General features: G+C 35.9%; 18 protein-coding genes. 9 read left to right on the forward strand and 9 right to left on the reverse strand.

The features are described 5' to 3' along the window. Positions 1-83: 83 nt before the first annotated feature. The 3 genes from AWV75_RS00445 to AWV75_RS00455 all read right to left on the reverse strand — a co-directional run bounded on the left by AWV75_RS00445 (position 84) and on the right by AWV75_RS00455 (position 3,365). Entirely contained in the window at positions 84-1,091 is a 1,008-nt protein-coding gene (locus AWV75_RS00445) for a hypothetical protein (RefSeq protein WP_060872513.1), read from the reverse strand. Positions 1,092-1,183: 92 nt separating this feature from the next. Then, positions 1,184-2,485 carry an MFS transporter gene (locus AWV75_RS00450; protein WP_060872514.1) on the reverse strand — a complete coding sequence of 434 codons (1,302 nt, stop codon included), beginning with the start codon at positions 2,483-2,485 and terminating at the stop codon, positions 1,184-1,186. Between the two features lie 70 nt (positions 2,486-2,555). Beyond that, a complete protein-coding gene (locus AWV75_RS00455; RefSeq protein ID WP_060872515.1) occupies positions 2,556-3,365 on the reverse strand; it encodes a M48 family metalloprotease in 810 nt (269 codons plus the stop codon). Between the two features lie 266 nt (positions 3,366-3,631). Here AWV75_RS00455 and AWV75_RS00465 point away from each other — a divergent pair, with 266 nt between their 5' ends. Further along, the gene (locus AWV75_RS00465) at positions 3,632-4,504 is read left to right on the forward strand and encodes an alpha/beta fold hydrolase (protein WP_060872517.1); all 873 of its coding nucleotides are present in this window, start codon (positions 3,632-3,634) and stop codon (positions 4,502-4,504) included. A gap of 22 nt (positions 4,505-4,526) precedes the next feature. Further along, positions 4,527-4,919 carry a peptide-methionine (R)-S-oxide reductase MsrB gene (gene msrB, locus AWV75_RS00470; RefSeq protein WP_060872518.1) on the forward strand — a complete coding sequence of 131 codons (393 nt, stop codon included), beginning with the start codon at positions 4,527-4,529 and terminating at the stop codon, positions 4,917-4,919. A gap of 36 nt (positions 4,920-4,955) precedes the next feature. Here the strand turns inward: msrB and AWV75_RS00475 are convergent, their stop codons facing one another. Next, positions 4,956-5,687 (reverse strand): biotin--[acetyl-CoA-carboxylase] ligase, encoded by a 732-nt coding sequence (locus AWV75_RS00475; RefSeq protein WP_060872519.1) that lies wholly within the window; start codon positions 5,685-5,687, stop codon positions 4,956-4,958. A gap of 102 nt (positions 5,688-5,789) precedes the next feature. Between AWV75_RS00475 and rsfS the strand changes: the two genes are divergently transcribed. The 7 genes from rsfS (at position 5,790) to AWV75_RS00510 (ending at position 11,339) form a co-directional block, all read left to right on the forward strand. Then, the gene (gene rsfS / locus AWV75_RS00480) at positions 5,790-6,161 is read left to right on the forward strand and encodes a ribosome silencing factor (protein WP_060872520.1); all 372 of its coding nucleotides are present in this window, start codon (positions 5,790-5,792) and stop codon (positions 6,159-6,161) included. 19 nt (positions 6,162-6,180) lie between these two features. Continuing rightward, a complete protein-coding gene (gene ftsH, locus AWV75_RS00485) occupies positions 6,181-8,145 on the forward strand; it encodes an ATP-dependent zinc metalloprotease FtsH (protein WP_060872521.1) in 1,965 nt (654 codons plus the stop codon). 143 nt (positions 8,146-8,288) lie between these two features. Continuing rightward, positions 8,289-8,861 carry an LUD domain-containing protein gene (locus tag AWV75_RS00490; protein ID WP_060872980.1) on the forward strand — a complete coding sequence of 191 codons (573 nt, stop codon included), beginning with the start codon at positions 8,289-8,291 and terminating at the stop codon, positions 8,859-8,861. Between the two features lie 2 nt (positions 8,862-8,863). Beyond that, positions 8,864-9,652, forward strand: a complete 789-nt coding sequence (locus AWV75_RS00495; protein WP_060872522.1) for a phosphatidate cytidylyltransferase — start codon at positions 8,864-8,866, stop codon at positions 9,650-9,652. A 3-nt stretch (positions 9,653-9,655) separates the two neighbouring features. Beyond that, positions 9,656-10,309, forward strand: coding sequence for a phosphatidylserine decarboxylase family protein (locus tag AWV75_RS00500; protein WP_060872523.1), 654 nt, complete (start codon positions 9,656-9,658; stop codon positions 10,307-10,309). Then, positions 10,309-10,578 carry an acyl-CoA-binding protein gene (locus AWV75_RS00505; RefSeq protein WP_060872524.1) on the forward strand — a complete coding sequence of 90 codons (270 nt, stop codon included), beginning with the start codon at positions 10,309-10,311 and terminating at the stop codon, positions 10,576-10,578. Before AWV75_RS00500 ends, AWV75_RS00505 begins: the two co-directional genes overlap by 1 nt. Further along, positions 10,575-11,339, forward strand: a complete 765-nt coding sequence (locus AWV75_RS00510) for a superoxide dismutase (protein ID WP_060872525.1) — start codon at positions 10,575-10,577, stop codon at positions 11,337-11,339. The genes AWV75_RS00505 and AWV75_RS00510 overlap by 4 nt, the downstream gene beginning before the upstream one ends. A gap of 176 nt (positions 11,340-11,515) precedes the next feature. Here AWV75_RS00510 and dnaB read toward each other — a convergent pair whose 3' ends face one another. The 5 genes from dnaB to tgt all read right to left on the reverse strand — a co-directional run bounded on the left by dnaB (position 11,516) and on the right by tgt (position 17,342). Then, complete coding sequence (gene dnaB / locus AWV75_RS00515) at positions 11,516-13,054, reverse strand: replicative DNA helicase (protein WP_060872526.1); 1,539 nt, start codon at positions 13,052-13,054, stop codon at positions 11,516-11,518. Positions 13,055-13,202: 148 nt separating this feature from the next. Continuing rightward, on the reverse strand, positions 13,203-14,156 hold the full coding sequence (locus AWV75_RS00520; RefSeq protein WP_060872527.1) for an acetyl-CoA carboxylase carboxyltransferase subunit alpha: 954 nt from the start codon (positions 14,154-14,156) through the stop codon (positions 13,203-13,205). Between the two features lie 64 nt (positions 14,157-14,220). Next, positions 14,221-15,114 carry a DMT family transporter gene (locus AWV75_RS00525; RefSeq protein ID WP_060872528.1) on the reverse strand — a complete coding sequence of 298 codons (894 nt, stop codon included), beginning with the start codon at positions 15,112-15,114 and terminating at the stop codon, positions 14,221-14,223. Next, complete coding sequence (locus AWV75_RS00530; protein ID WP_060872529.1) at positions 15,101-16,174, reverse strand: LptF/LptG family permease; 1,074 nt, start codon at positions 16,172-16,174, stop codon at positions 15,101-15,103. Before AWV75_RS00530 ends, AWV75_RS00525 begins: the two co-directional genes overlap by 14 nt. A gap of 37 nt (positions 16,175-16,211) precedes the next feature. Continuing rightward, positions 16,212-17,342 carry a tRNA guanosine(34) transglycosylase Tgt gene (gene tgt / locus AWV75_RS00535; protein WP_060872530.1) on the reverse strand — a complete coding sequence of 377 codons (1,131 nt, stop codon included), beginning with the start codon at positions 17,340-17,342 and terminating at the stop codon, positions 16,212-16,214. Between the last annotated feature and the right edge of the window lie 60 nt (positions 17,343-17,402).

Consider the following 17,402-nt stretch of genomic DNA (forward strand, 5'->3'; position numbering starts at 1 on the left):
CTACCTTAGTAGTTCAATCTTTATGCCATAAAAAAACCTTGCATAAAGCAAGGTCTTATGTCAGTTTATATATTTATCAAATATTATAGTTCTGGGATACCTGGATCTGTTCCTGGGCCTCCTGTTCCTGGATCAGTGATAATTACCTCTTTCATGGATAACTTCGCTTTGTAATCCCCAAAGTTCAATGTAATCACTTGTCCTTCTTTTGATTTTAATTTAAACGTAAATTTACCTGCGTAGGTCTTTTTGTTGTCAATTGTTAGATTTTCAATCTTATCAATTTTAAAGTAACTTCCTGCTAATGCTGCATCTTTCTCATCTGAAACATAAACCACTCCATTCTCTGATGTATATTGTACGTTTACTTTTGTATAATCGTAATTTCCTATAGGAAGTGTTTTATCGAAGCTAATCTTCAGCATACGCTTACGCATTGATTTACTTCTTGCATTCATTACAATCTTACCATTTAAAATATCACCCTCAAATTTTGAAAACACATCCATGTCTTTAATATCTTCTCCATTGATGTTGGTAAAAATATAACCAGCCTCATTGGTTCCAATACGCTCGTATGGGATATTCTCAAACTTTCCTGTAATTCTAAAAGATTCTTTTAAGTATTGATTTAATGGTGATGGCAATAATAAACTACTGAAGTTTCCACTTACTAGCATATCATTGCGGTCAATATTTGTAATCTTAATTATTCCGTTATTGCGTTTTGGATTTGCTAAGTCTGTAGAATTGAAAAATTCAAAACCATTATCGCCAATACTATAAGTATAGTCTAAGGTATTGATATTCGTTGGAAAGTTTCCTACTTGGAACTTCAAAATTTTCATATCAAAAAAGTGACCTTGCATCAAATCATCAATATAGAATTGAAATTCACCATTTTCATCAACATATGCATTAAACTTCTCTTTCTTAACAAAAGTTGTATCTGGAAGTGTAACTGTAAAATAGGCTGGCACTCTAAATTCTGGATCAACAAAATCATCATCTGAACTACTACATGACGAAACTCCAACACCACATAAAGCTAACAAACTTGCACCAAACAATATCGAATAAATTCTCTTCATAATTTAATATTCTAATTACAGATTCAAATATATATATTTTAATAGATTTTAAATATTTTTTAACAAAAATAAATTAACAAAAAAACTTCATTTTAATTCTTCTTCTCTTTTACACGCAATAATAGGAAAAAACCAACGATAAAAAACAGAATTAAAAACAAAATTGCATTTTGCATCTTCCCTGTCAAATCACTGATTAATCCATAAATAGACATCCCAACTACAATTCCTATTTTTTCTGTCACATCATAAAAACTAAAAAAAGAAGTTGTATCAGTTGTTTCGGGTAAAAGCTTAGCATAAGTAGAACGCGAAAGCGATTGAATTCCCCCCATCACTAAACCGACAAAGGCTGCCGCCACATAAAACTCATTGGGTGTAATAATAGTATAAGCATAGATACAAATAAATACCCAAAGCACATTTAATACACACAAGGTTCGAATATTGCCAATGCGTTTAGACAGACTAGAAGTAGCAAAAGCCCCCAGGATAGCAATGATCTGAATCAACATAATACTAACGATCAATCCCATGCTTCGCTGTTGATCATCTGCCCAAGCAATTTCTTTTTCTCCGAAAAAGGCAGCAATAATCATCACTGTTTGCACCGCCATGCTATACACAAAGAACGCAACTAAATAGCGTTTTAGTATCGTGTGTTCTTGTAAAAGCCCCCATACTTTCTTTAATTCTTTAAATCCTTTAAAGAAAATCTCTCGTGTTAGTTTCTTATCATTTTTAAAATCAGGGAGTCGTCTGAATGTAATCTGGCTAAAAGCAATCCACCAAACTCCCACTAAAATGAAGGACAATTGCATCGCCTGAGTCGCATCTTCAAATCCTAATTTTTCAGCATTCATCACCAAACCAAGGTTGATAATCAATAAAAGGACACTTCCGATATACCCCAGAGCATATCCTTTTGCACTGATTCGATCTTGTTGTTCTTCAAAAGCAATATCGGGTAAATAGGAGTTATAGAAAACTAAACTTCCCCAGAAACCAATTAATCCCATCATATAAATAAACAAACTCAGTCCGAAATAATCTAAGCTAAAGAAATAGAGTAGCATACAGGCACTAGCCCCAATACCACAAAAGAGCTTCATAAAAAACTTCTTGGTACCAAGATAATCGGCAATGCCCGAAAGTAAAGGGGACATAATCGCAATCAATAGAAAGCCTAAAGCGGTGATGTAACTAATGATACTCTCACTGTTCATCTCTATTCCAAAAAACGAATAGCTCGTAATCGATTTTGCACGGAATAGCATCCCATAATATAAAGGGAAAATGGAAGAAGAGATGACTAACGCATAAACAGAATTGGCCCAATCATAAAAAGCCCATGCATTTAATAGTTTAGGATCTCCCTTTTGGAAGTTTTTCATCTTGTTGAATATAAATAGCTCGCTAAAATAGAAAAAGCCACCTATAGTCGGTCGCTTTTTCTACTTTATTTTAAAATGTAACACCAAATTTTGCAGCTTCTGCTTTGGCTTCCGGAATTAATTTCTTCAGATTATCAATACGCTCTTGATTTGAAGGGTGTGTACTCATAAAAGAAGATCCGCCACCGCCACCGCTATTTGCAGCCATACGGCTCCAAAATGAAACAGCTTCATCTGGATTATAACCCGCAATCGCCATTAATGTTAATCCGATTTTATCTGCCTCACTTTCATTACTTCTACTAAAAGGCAACATAACACCATATTGACTTCCCAAACCAAATGCCATACCTAGCGCTTGTTTTGTTCCTTCTTTACTATTTGCTGTAGCAGCATCTAATCCTAAAGCAGCGGCTTGTTGCAGCATTGCAGCACTCATGCGTTGCTGTCCGTGGTTCGCCAAAGCATGCGATATCTCATGCCCCATCACCGTTGCAATTCCAGCATCTGTTTGGCAAATTGGCAAAATCCCCGTGTAAAATACAATCTTACCTCCTGGCATACACCACGCATTGACCTCTTTATCATCCACTAAATTGTACTCCCAACGATAATCTTGTAAATAAGTAGGATATCCATTCGCTGTCAACCATTTTTCAGCTGCTATTCGAATTTTATTTCCAATATCTTCAATACGCTTCGCATCTTTTGTTCCTTTAATTACTTTATGCTCTTTCAAAAACTCTCCATACTGCTGAAAAGACGATGGAAATAAAGACGCATCAGACACAAAAGCCATGGTACTTTTTCCACTAAATGGATTGGTCTTACACCCACTTAGCAAAAGAAGAACGCCTAAAGTTAAAACTAGTTTTTTCATTCTATTTTTTATTCAAAAATAAAACTATTCTTTTATGTTTAACAAATTAGAAAGTGCTTTTTGTTGAGGCGATTTTTTGTTTTTTTGTTAGGGCTTTTTTGTTAGATGCTTTTTTATATAATCTAATCTTAAGTAAAGCGTATTCCTTTTCAACGAGAAGATTTTTTTTTAATAAAGAAATAGCTAACGAAAAAACAACCCACAAAAAAACAAAAAAGCCACCTCCCAATATATTTTGTACTTTTGCTTTTAAATGTGTTTAACTCATGCAAGACAATTCCAAAAAAGCAAAACATTCATTAGAAGTTCCTAAGTCCATTATTTGGACTGGAAAGTTCTTACAGTTTTTTTCGCTTCCCTTAGCGGCTAAATTTGCACAGAATCTCTTTATCACCCCTATAAAATTCAAAACACCTAAAAGGGAAAAAGAGATGCTTACCAAAAGTAAGCGTAGTAAATTATATGTCAATGCCATCAAAAAGGACATTGTAATGTATGAGTATGGCATCAATAAAAAAGCAAACAAAAAGGCCTTGTTGATTCACGGTTGGAATGGTCGTGGTACGCAATTGGTTACAATTGCTAATATTTTAATTCGACAAGGGTATGATATTGTCAGTTTTGACGCACCTGGTCATGGTTTTTCTCCTAAAACAAAAACGAATCTAACTGAATTCATTGCCGCTGCTTTTGAGATTGAAAAACAATTCGGTCCCTTTGATTTAGTTGTCGGACATTCATTAGGAGGTATGACCACGATGAATGCTTTACGCGATGGACTCAAAGCGAAGAAAGCTATTATCATTGGGAGTGGCGACGTTGTACAAGATGTGATTGAAGATTTCATCAAGCAACTTCAGCTTAAACCACAAATTGCTGATATTATCAAAATGCGTTTTGAAAAGCAATTCAATCGCACCATGGATAGTTATTGTGTACATACAGCAGCGGAACAAATTGATATCCCGTTGTTAATTATACACGACGAAGATGATATTGATGTTCCCATCAAAGCGGCTTATCAAATAAAGAAACACGCGGTAAACAGTCAGTTAATGGTTACCTCTGGCTTAGGACATCGCAAGATATTAGGAGATAAAAAAGTCATTGAGCGCATTCGAGATTTCACCCAAGAATAAACATAGCCCAAATTCAAACCCGATGAACAAAGACAAAAATACAACAGAACAAGAGTGGAAAGAAATCCTGACAGAGGAGCAGTTCTACGTTTTAAGAGAAAAAGGAACAGAGCGCCCTTTTACTGGAGCTTATACCGACTTTTATGAAGCTGGACAATATGCATGTGCAGGTTGTGGCCAACTTTTATTTGACGCCCAAACGAAATTTAATTCCCATTGTGGTTGGCCTTCGTTTGATCAAGCCATCGAGGGAAGTGTAACATACATCAAGGATTTATCACATGGAATGGTTCGTGTAGAAGTGGTATGTTCAAACTGTCAGGGACATTTGGGACATGTATTTCCGGATGGACCACAAGAAACAACAGGACATCGTTACTGCATCAACTCGATTTCCATTACGCATCAAAAATAAAACAGAAGCTCAGCGTCAGATTATTCTTATTCTGAGCTAATACAACAGTTGAATTTCCTTTAATCCAAAGACTAATTCTCCTTGATTTTCCGTCTCAACGACTAATTTACCATAAGGCGTTACCTCTCTAATGATTCCATTGAAACGCACTCCATTGGGGGTTTCAAAAGTGGAAATCCTATCTTTTCGAAACAGCTTGGCTTTATACCCTTCCCATAAAGCAGCTGCGTGACCTTGTTGCAAAGCATCATAGCCTTCTTTTAATGCAGCAAGTAACGCTTGTAACAACTCCTCCTTATCTAATTGCTGGCCTGATAGTAACGCTAAAGAACTAGCCTTACTCATCTCAGGAAAATACTGTTGGTTTACATTGATCCCAATTCCTACAATTGAAAATATTTCACCCTTAGCTTTGATAATATTTTCAATCAATATGCCACTAATTTTCTTATTTGCAGACAAAATGTCATTCGGCCATTTGATAAAAAATGGCAGATTTGTTATTTTTTCCAAGGTACTTGAAACGCTTAATGCAATCATTACATTCAGATCAAAAACCCCCTGAAGATTGTCGGGCTGACTCTTCATCAACACACTAAAAGTCAGATTACTACCCGCTTCTGAAACCCAACTTGTTCCTCTTTGTCCTTTGCCAGCAAATTGATTTTCCGTGACAATTGTAGTGAAGTTTTCCAAATCGCAATTTGTTAACATCTCTCTTAAATAGGCATTTGTGGATGCAGTGGCATCGAGTTTGATGATATTCATATAAAATTATTGTAGTCTAATCAGAAGCGATTCACTATATTTGAACCCAAAATTAGGAAACATATTTTTGTTAACTTGAAGAAATTTAGATAAAATCAATAAATGACAAACAAAACTATCAACAACGACGAATTGATTGCTAATATTATCAAAGGAATTGAAGCTGTAAAAGGGGAAAATACGACGATTTTAGATTTAAGAGAAATAGATAACACACCTTGTGATTATTTCATTATATGCGATGGGAACTCGAATACGCAAGTCAATGCAATTGCTGGTTCCGTTCAAAAACTTGTATCAAAAGAATTACACGACAAACCTTGGCATGTTGAAGGTGAGATTAACGCAGAATGGATTTTAATGGACTATATTAATGTAGTCGTGCATGTATTTCAAAAATCTATCCGCGAATTTTACAACTTAGAGAGCTTGTGGGGAGACGCAAAGATTACGAATATCAACAGCCAATACTAAACTTTAAAATTTATTCTTCATGGCGGGAAACATAAAACCAAACCAAAACAAACCCAAATTTAGTCCGTGGATTTTATACGCGAGCATTGTGGTTATCGTATTGGTTATAAACTTTTTATCGAACGGCAGTGGTGTTGGAGATTCCAAACAGCTGAGTCTTTCTAAATTTTTCGATTACCTGAAAGAGGGTAAGGTCGAAAAAGTAGAATTTAATCGTTCTGTTGCTAAGGTATATTTGACGAAAGAAGCTTTACAAAGTAAAGATTTTGAAGAATTACAACGAAAATCAATCCTAGGCAAAGAAAGTACAGGTCCACAATTTGTAACTGAAATTGGTAACTCAGAAATTTTTCAAAAGAAATTAGATGAAGCTGCTGGAGAAGGTAAACTAGTGGAGTATAAATCGGAAGCTGAAAGCAATTGGGGAGATTATTTTATTAGTTTCCTTCCAATTATCATTATCATTGGATTCTGGTTATTCATGATGAGAAGAATGACTGGTGGCGGTGGTGCTGGTGGAGGCGGACAGATTTTCTCGATTGGAAAATCTAAAGCGAAACTTTTTGATGAGAAGAATGACATCAAAATAACCTTTAGCGATGTAGCAGGATTAGAAGGAGCGAAAGAAGAAATCGTAGAAATTGTAGAGTTCTTAAAGAACCCAGAAAAATATACTTCTATTGGAGGTAAAATACCAAAAGGAGCTCTTTTAGTAGGACCTCCGGGGACAGGTAAAACTTTGCTAGCAAAAGCAGTTGCAGGTGAGGCAAAAGTACCTTTCTTCTCCTTATCAGGTTCTGATTTCGTAGAGATGTTTGTGGGAGTTGGTGCATCACGTGTACGTGACTTATTCAAACAAGCAAAAGAAAAATCTCCAGCTATCATTTTCATTGATGAGATTGATGCTGTAGGTCGAGCACGTGGAAAAAGTAACTTCTCTGGATCAAATGATGAAAGAGAAAATACATTGAACCAATTACTAACTGAAATGGATGGTTTTGGTTCTCATACGAATGTCATTGTATTGGCTGCAACAAACCGTGCAGAAATCTTAGATAAAGCACTTTTACGTGCAGGACGTTTTGACAGACAAATTTATGTTGACCTTCCGGACGTTAAGGAAAGAGAAGCTATTTTCAATGTTCACTTGCGCAACATCAAAAGAGTGGACAACTTAGATATCGATTTCTTAGCAAAACAAACACCAGGATTCTCTGGTGCAGATATTGCAAACGTTTGTAACGAAGCAGCCTTAACAGCAGCTCGTAAGGACAAAAAAGAAGTAGATATGCAAGACTTCTTGGATGCAGTAGATCGAATCATTGGTGGTCTTGAGAAGAAAAACAAAATCATTACAGTAGAAGAGAAATATGCAATTGCGATTCACGAAGCAGGTCACGCTACAGTAAGCTGGATGTGTGAACACGCAGCCCCACTTGTAAAAGTAACCATTGTTCCTCGTGGACAAAGTTTAGGAGCTGCTTGGTATTTACCAGCAGAACGCCAAATTGTACGTACAGAACAAATGTTGGATGAGATGTGTGCTACTATGGGTGGTCGTGCAGCTGAAAAGATTGTGTTTGACAAAATTTCAACAGGAGCTTTAAGTGACCTTGAAAAAGTAGCCAAACAAGCGAGAGCCATGGTTACCATTTATGGTTTAAATGAGAAGTTAGGAAACATTACGTACTACGATTCATCGGGTCAAAATGAATACAACTTCAGCAAACCATACTCAGAAGATACAGCGAAGGTTATTGATGAAGAAATTTCAAAATTAATCGAAGGTCAATATGAGCGTGCGCAAGCGATCTTAACTGAGCACAAAGACAAATTGATCCAATTGGCTGATTTACTTTGTGAGAAAGAGGTGATTTTCCAACAAGATTTAGAAAATATCTTTGGTAAACGTCCTTTTGACAAGTCAAATACAGAGGAAAATACAATTCAACCTCAAACGGATACAGAAAACACAATCGCTTAATCAAGCATTGCTGAGAATCAATATAAAAATCTTAACTTAAAGACTCATTTAAGTTAAGATTTTTTTTATCTTTGAAAATATTAAAATTTATACATTACGACACTTAGCGTATGAGCTTTCTAAAGAAGTTAATTAGCGGATTTATGTCAAAACAAAGTAACGAAGAGGCTGATGATCAAAGAAGCCAATATCTTCCAGAAACTGTTATGCCTGTTGATGACCTATTCACTGTTAACTTTAAGAATAACGGCGGTAAGTTTTTATACTGTGATACTCAAACAGAATTACAAGAAACGTTCGTCAATGTTTTACTAGAAAATGATTGGTTTGAAAAAGAAGCTTTAACCAACGAGAGCCAATTTCACTCGTTATTGAAAGACAACAACATTCGCTTTGCCAATTCCAAACAACCTGTTTTCTTTGTTTCTTCTTGTGAAAGTTTAATCGCTGATGATGGTGCTATTCTATTTTGCGACAGACAACTCAAAGATTTTAAACCCCATGAGATTCCCGACAATGTTATCATCATTGCGGCAACAAGCCAAATTACACGCACTAAAAGCGATGGGCTTCGTGAAATAAAAAGAAAGTACAGCAGTGCATTGCCTACTAATATTACGGCCATCAATTGCTTTAAGCCTTCTGCCAATCAAGATTTCTTAAGTTATGGCAGATCCCCTAAAAACTTATATTTACTTTTATTAGAAGATCTATAATTATGTCTGAAACCGTTAAAAGAACAATATCCGGAGTAATCTATATTGTTCTGCTTTTAAGTGCAACTTTATATGATGCGCTAACTTTCAAAATACTATTTGGATTTTTTATGATTGTAGCTGCTTATGAGTTTGCTAAATTGATTCAGCTATCCAAATACTTTTGCGTTGGTTTGAGTTTAGTTGCTGTAGCAGCTATTTTTCAAGATCGTATTGCACTTCCGGTTCAAACCTTGGTGATTCTAACCTTTTTAATTTTACTGGCTATTACAGCAGAATTATTCACCACGCGTAAACCCAATCGAAGTTTACCCATTAAGATTATTCTATTCCTAGGGTATATCCTCGGTACTTTTTTGGCTTTTATGCACCTTCCCTATACAGCTGAAGGATATCAACCTCAAATTGTTATCGGTATTTTAATTTTGGTCTGGACCAATGATACCTTTGCCTATATTGTGGGGAAGAAATTCGGAAAACACAAGCTATTCGAGCGCATCTCTCCTAAAAAAACCATTGAAGGTTTACTAGGCGGAATTGTATTCGCAATTATTGCATCCCTCATACTAAATCACTTTTTTACCTTATTAAATGTGTATATTTGGATTGCAAGTGCTATTTTTGTAGGATTATTTGGAACACTTGGGGACTTAGTTGAATCGCATTTCAAACGAGAAGCCGGTGTTAAAGATAGTGGCAACATCATGCCAGGACACGGAGGTATCTTAGATCGCTTAGACAGCATCTTATTTATCTCTCCATTTTTGTATATCATTTTTCAAATTTTATAAGTCATGTTTCATAAAGAAGGAACTAAAATTATTTTTTTCTCGTTAGTAGTAGCTGTAATCTTTATTGTAGGATTAGATTATGTTATAACGATTGATTGGTTAAGAATGACCTTGTCATCTATTATTCTAGCACTGCTAATCTTAGTATTGCAATTCTTTAGAAATCCCAACAGAAGCATTACACCTAACGATCATGTTATTGTAGCGCCTGTTGATGGAAAAGTAGTTGTAATAGAAGAAGTTTATGAGCCTGAGTATTTTAAGGATAACCGTTTGATGGTGTCAATCTTCATGTCGCCACTTAATGTGCACGTTACTCGTTATGGTTTGAGTGGATTGATTAAATACAGTCAATATCACGCAGGAAAATACCTAGTAGCTTGGCATCCTAAAGCAAGTGAAGAAAACGAAAGAACAACAGTTGTTATAGAAAATAACGTTTTTGGAGAAGTAATGTACCGTCAAATTGCTGGTGCATTAGCCAAGCGTATTATAAACTATGCTAAACCAGGAATGCAAGCCATTCAAGGAACAGATGCTGGTTTCATTAAATTTGGATCTAGAGTTGATTTATATTTACCGATTGGAACAAAAGTAGATGTGGTTTTAAACCAAAAAGCTATTGGAAACAAAACGGTAATTGCAAAAAAACAATAATGAACGAGCAACTAGATAAAGACTTTTTAGAAGCCTATAACCGAATTTCTAAGGAAGCTAGAAATCTGGCTCCCGATGTAATGCTGCGGATTTACGCTTACTATAAACAAGCAACGAATGGTTTAAGTCATCAAGACTTCGAACATATGTCTCATGATTTGAAAAAAGCATTTAAATTCAATGCTTGGACTCAAGTGAGTCACCTATCCACGGATCAAGCGAAAGCCGAATATATCAAACTTGCTCAATCTATATTAAGCGAAGAATGAAAAACATCAAGTTATTGCACCTCGTGCTTCTCTTTCTTGTCGTGGTGACGTCTTCTTGTAGAAAGAAAAACGAACTCGTTGAAGTTGAGATTCCCAAAAGAGAGACTTTTGTTGTAGAGAAAAAATCAGTTCTTGGTCAAGAGAAAGTCAAAACCAAACAGGGACCTTTTGAGATGCACGCACTTTCTTTTCAATACGAAGAGATTGAAAACTTGTTTAAACCTGAAGATTTAGCCCTTCACTATGGGACTATTCATTTGGATTATGCGAATCGTTTAAATACAGCTATTCACGGAACGCCTTATGTTACGGACAGTTTACCTGCTATCCTAACTAAAGTTACCCCAGCACAGGCTGAAATAATGAATTTAGCAGGCGCTTATTACAACCATAATTTCTTTTGGCAGTCCATCAACAAGAATACAACAACGAGTCCTAATACAGGTTTATCTGCCTTAATTTCGTCTAGTTTTGGTTCTTATGCTAATTTAAAAGCTGAAATAACGAGAATTGCCGTTGAGTTTGAAGGTTCTGGATGGTTGTGGTTATTAGTTGATTATCGCAATAATTTGACGTTAGTCACTACTGAAAACAACGGAAATCCAATTTCCATGCGATTAGGAAAACCACTATTGGTGATTGATTTATGGGAGCATGCTTACTTGCCTACCTATAAAAATGACAAAGAGAAATACATCAAAGCTTTACTTCCTCACTTGAATTGGGAATTTGCTAATCTCCAATTGGGACAAGGTAATTAGACATGAAGGATTGTGGATTTTACTCAATAGAAAATACTACATACAAAAAGGGCGAAAGATAAATCTTTCGCCCTTTTTGTATCTGTTTTTTTGCTCTTTGCTTTTTGCTCTTTGCTCTTTGTGAAATACTCACACTTCACCATCTCACCACCTCACCATCTCATCACCTCATAACCCTAAAAAGGTACATCATCATCATTAAATACATCACGTGCTGGTGGTAAATGTTGCGTCATACTGGCTCCTCCTTCATTAATTGCAGAAGAATATACACCATCCCCACCTACAAAGCCTTCCATGCGTGCATCTTCATCCAAGTTGTCAAACTTACCGTACATTCCTAAGAATTTCAGACGGATATTATCCAATCCACCATTTCTGTGTTTTGCGACAATAAATTCAGCTTGTCCTGCTGTAGGAGAGCGGAACTCATCATCCCATTCTTCAATTTTATAGTACTCTGGGCGATAAATAAACGACACGATATCCGCATCTTGCTCAATTGCTCCAGACTCCCTTAAATCGGATAATAAAGGTCTTTTTGACGTTCCCCTTGTTTCTACCGCACGCGATAACTGCGATAAAGCAATCACCGGTATATCCAACTCTTTCGCTAAAGCTTTTAAGTTACGCGAAATCGTAGAAATCTCTTGTTCACGGTTTCCTCCTCCTTTTTGACTTCCTCCTGCTGTCATCAACTGCAAGTAGTCAATTACAATAAGTTTAATGCCATATTGAGAGGCCAAACGTCTTGCCTTCGCACGTAAATCGAAAATAGACAAGGAAGGTGTATCATCAATAAATAACGGCGCACGTTCTAAGTCTTTTACTTTTACGTTCAGTTGTTCCCATTCGTGCTTTTCTAGTTTACCTGTACGCAACTTCTCAGAAGACAATCCTGTTTCTGAAGAAATCAAACGCGTGATTAACTGTACAGATGACATCTCTAAGGAGAAAAACGCTACACCAGCCCCTGCTTCAATGGCAATATTACGCGCCATTGATAGTACAAATGCTGTTTTTCCCATCCCGGGACGTGCAGCAATAATAATCAAGTCACTCGGCTGCCAACCTGAAGTTAGTTCATCCAATTTATGAAAACCAGTAGGTAAACCACTCAATCCTTCTTTGGTACTAATCTCTTCAATACGCTTTTTGGCTTGCGCCACTAAGCTTTGTGCTGTTTCAGAACTCTTTTTAATATTTCCCTGTGTAACCTCATACAGTTTAGCCTCCGCCTTATCCAATAAATCGAAAACATCGGTTGTTTCATCGTAGGCATCTTCGATAATTTCATTCGAAATACGAATCAAACTACGCTGAATAAATTTTTGAAGGATTACACGAGAATGGAATTCAATATGCGCGGATGAACTGATCTTTTGTGTTAAACTAACCAGGTACGCATCTCCTCCAGCCATATCGAGTTTGGCATTTTTTCGGAGTTGAGCTGATACAGTTAACAAGTCAATGGGTTGATTCCCAACGAATAATTGATCAATTGCTTCAAAAATATACTTGTGTCCTTCCTTATAAAAAGCTTCTGGTTGAAGTATGTCAATTACTTCGTCAATCCCCTTTTTGTCAATCATCATTGCACCTAGCACAGCCTCCTCAAAATCAGTAACTTGAGGTGGTAACTTTCCTTTTTCTAAAGCAATAACATCTTTAGTAAAAGAACTGGCATAGGTACGTATATCTTTTGCTTTTTCCATAGTGCGAAAATAACTCTTTTTTTAATATGCTGTTCGCGTATTCTCTTTACAATCAATAAAAATAAACTTTTTTCATTTGATTCAAGAAATATTGAAGCACAAAAAATCCGAGTGTAAACTCGGATTTTCAACTATTTTATTTTGTCATTTAGCTTTTGTATTCTCCCATTTCGAAATACTTTTCCATGCGTTGGTTCAGTAATTTGTCTAATGGAGTTTTAGCCAATTCTTTGTATGTTTTTTCAATATACGTTCTCACTGAATGAAAAGTAGCTTCTCTATCTGAATGAGCTCCTCCTAATGGTTCAGCGATAATATCATCAACTAACTTATTCTTTTTCATATCATAAGAAGTCAATTTTAATGCATCCGCTGCTTGTTCTTTAAATTCCCAGCTTCTCCATAAGATAGAAGAACATGATTCTGGAGAAATTACAGAGTACCATGTATTTTCTAACATTGTAACACGGTCACCCACACCAATACCTAATGCTCCACCTGAAGCTCCTTCACCGATAATAATACAAATGATAGGCACTTTGATACGGAACATTTCATAAATATTACGTGCAATAGCTTCTCCTTGTCCTCTTTCCTCTGCTTCTAATCCTGGGTATGCACCTGGCGTATCAATCAAAGTAACGATTGGAATATTAAATTTCTCAGCCATTTGCATTAAACGCAAAGCTTTTCTGTATCCTTCTGGATTTGCCATCCCGAAGTTTCTATACTGTCTTGTCTTTGTGTTGAATCCTTTTTGCTGTCCTACGAACATAAAACTTTGATCTCCAATTTTTCCTAAACCACCGATCATCGCTTTGTCATCTTTTACATTTCTATCACCAAATAGTTCTAAAAATGTATCACCACAAAGTGCTTTAATATAATCAACCGTATAAGGTCTGTTTGGATGTCTTGACAATTGTACACGTTGCCAAGGAGTCAAATTCTTATATATCGTTTTCTTTGTCTCTTCTAATTTCTTCTCGATTTGTGAGCAAGTCGTTGATACATCCACATCAGATTCTTCCCCGATTAACGTACATTTTTTTAACTGCTCCTCAAGTTCTTTAATAGGAAGCTCAAAATCTAAATATTCCATTTATGAATAAATTTTAGTTTCAATTACTAATCACAAAGATAAAATTTTCCTCTATATAGACATACTATATTTTGGCAACTTTTATCTTTTTCCTGTTTTTAACAATAGCATTTAGTACTACTGTGCTTAATATTAATAAGGCACCGATGTAAAATTCGGGGCTCATTTTTTCACTGTCTTTAAAAATTAAAATGGCTAATAGAATCCCATATACAGGTTCTAGATTGATGGTTAGCATTACGGTAAACGGTGTAATATACTTCATAACATAAACCGATCCGATGAAGGCAAAAGCCGTACAAAATGTACCTAAAACCAACAACCACAGCCAATCTGTTGTAGTAACGGTAAAGAATTCTACCGTAAATCCACCACTAAACAAAAGATATAAAGAAAGAATCAGCAGTCCGCCGACCATTTCATAAAAAGTAATAATAGAAGCGGAAGAATGTTGCGCAAATTTACCGTTAATAATTGAAAATACGGCAGATAAACAAGCGGCACTTAACGCCAATAAAATTCCTTCTACATATTCCGTACTCACACTAAAAATCAAGCCTAATGCACAAACGACGATAAAACCAAAGAAAACTTCGTAGGCAATAATCTTGCGTTTATAGAAAATAGGTTCTAGAATGGAAGTAAAAAAGGCCCCTGTTGACAAACAAGCCAAAGTTACAGATACATTAGAAACCTTGATGGCCCAGAAAAAAGTCAGCCAATGCAAAGCAATGACAATTCCTGCGGCTAAAAACTGCGTAATATTCTTTTTACTGTCCTTTAACGTTTGTCGCTTAAAAGCGAATAACAAAAGTAAAGTGATTACAGCAATTACAATTCTGTACCAAACTAAAGGTAGCGCATCTAGGGTAATTAAATTACCTAGAATAGCCGTAAACCCCCAAACGAAAACAATGAGGTGCAACAGCAAATTACTCTTTACATTATCTGCGAGCATTTCGTAATAAAAATATAGCTAAAATTGAGAATGTGACGTTAGGAATCCACACTGCCACCAAAGGGGACATACTTGAAGCTTCTGCTAACACACTAAAAATCTTATCAAAGAAAACATAGATAAAAGCTAACGCAATACCGATAGCTAAGTTAATCCCCATACCCCCTCTTCGTTTCATAGAAGATACGGATACAGCAATAATCGTCAAAATAAAGGCCGATACAGGCACACTGTATTTTTTATACAACACCACCAAATGAACATTGATATTAGAAGATCCGCGCATGCGTTCTTTTTCAATAAATTTCTTTAGTTGACCCAAAGTCATGGTTTCTGCTGCATATACGACAGGACTCAAATCATCAATATCAAATTCTAAATGCAATTCTTTAGAATCAGCAAACTCTAAAACATCACCAGCCTCTCCTACATCTCTTTTGATATAGTCGTATAAGGTGTACATTTTCGTTTCTTCACTCCATTCAATGCGTTTAGCCTCAATTTTTGAAACTAATTTATTGCCATCAAACTCCTCAATAGTAAAATTATACCCTGTGTTTGTACTGTAATTAAAGTTACTTACAAAGATAAATTCGTTGGCATTGATTTGTTTAAATACGTTCTGACTTTCCCGAACCTCGTCTCTCTTTAGGTACTTATAACGAAAATCATTATATCCGGCACTTGCTTTAGGTACAATATACATGGACATCGCTAACGCTAAAAAAGAGATTAATGTAGCTCCAATCAAATAAGGACGTAAAAATCGAGTAAATGATATTCCAGAACTCAAAATTGCGACAATTTCTGTATTATTTGCCAATTTGGAGGTAAACCAAATAATGGAGATAAACAGAAATATTGGGAACAACATATTGGCAAAGTAGACGGTAAAATCCAAGTAGTACATCATTGTTGCTTGGATAGGCACCTTGTTCTCGAGGATTTTATTAATCTTTTCAGAAACGTCAATGACAATACCAATAGGCACAAATAGCAAAAGCATCACAAAAAAAGTGGCTAAATATCGCTTTAAAATATACCAGTCTATAATTTTCATCTGTACACTACTTTTGCTATTTGACGTTCATTAACTTTTACAATCTTTCCCCCAATTGTTTCACCATTTTATTTTTCCAAGAGGCAAATGTACCTGCTAAGATTTGTTGACGTGCTTCACGAACCAACCACATATAAAAACCTAAATTGTGAATTGATGCAATTTGTTTTCCTAGCGATTCATTAGCCGCAAATAAATGACGTAAATAGGCTTTTGAGTATTCTGTATCAACCCATGTATGTCCCATTGCGTCAATTGGAGAAAAGTCATTTTCCCACTTTTTATTCTTGATATTGATAATTCCTTCAGCTGTAAACAACATTCCATTTCGCGCATTACGCGTTGGCATTACACAGTCAAACATATCAATACCCAGTGCAATATTTTCTAAAATATTAATTGGAGTACCCACTCCCATCAAATATCTTGGTTTATCTTCTGGTAAAATAGAAGTAACCACATCAGTCATGGCATACATTTCTTCTGCTGGTTCCCCTACTGATAATCCACCAATGGCATTACCTTCTGCTCCAACATTAGCAATATACTCTGCTGATTGTTGGCGTAAATCTTTATAAGTACTTCCTTGAACAATTGGAAATAAAGCTTGTGAATATCCGTATAGTTCTGGTGTTTTATTAAAATGTGTCACACAACGATCTAACCAACGGTGTGTCATGTGCATCGAGCGTTTTGCATAGCGATAATCACATGGATAAGGGGTACACTCATCAAAAGCCATGATAATATCCGCTCCAATTGCACGTTGAATTTCCATTACATTTTCTGGAGAGAAGAAGTGATACGATCCATCAATGTGCGATTTGAATTTCACTCCTTCTTCCTTGATTTTTCTATTCGCAGAAAGGGAATATACTTGGAATCCACCACTATCTGTTAAGATATTGCGGTCCCAATTCATGAATTTGTGCAAACCACCTGCTTGCTTTAAGATTTCTACTTTTGGTCGTAGATATAAATGATACGTATTTCCGAGAATAATATCTGGATTAATTTCTTCTTTTAGCTCACGTTGGTGCACTCCTTTTACTGTTGCTACCGTTCCAACAGGCATGAAAATAGGCGTTTCAATAACACCGTGATCCGTCGTAATTTTTCCAGCACGCGCACGTGACTGAACATCAGTATGTAATAATTCGAACTTCATATTGTCTATTTACAGCTTGCAAAGATAATTTAAAACTAGTCATCAAGCCTAGTTTTACTA

This window comes from Myroides odoratus, from assembly GCF_001549985.1.
Lineage (GTDB): Bacteria > Bacteroidota > Bacteroidia > Flavobacteriales > Flavobacteriaceae > Flavobacterium > Flavobacterium odoratum_A.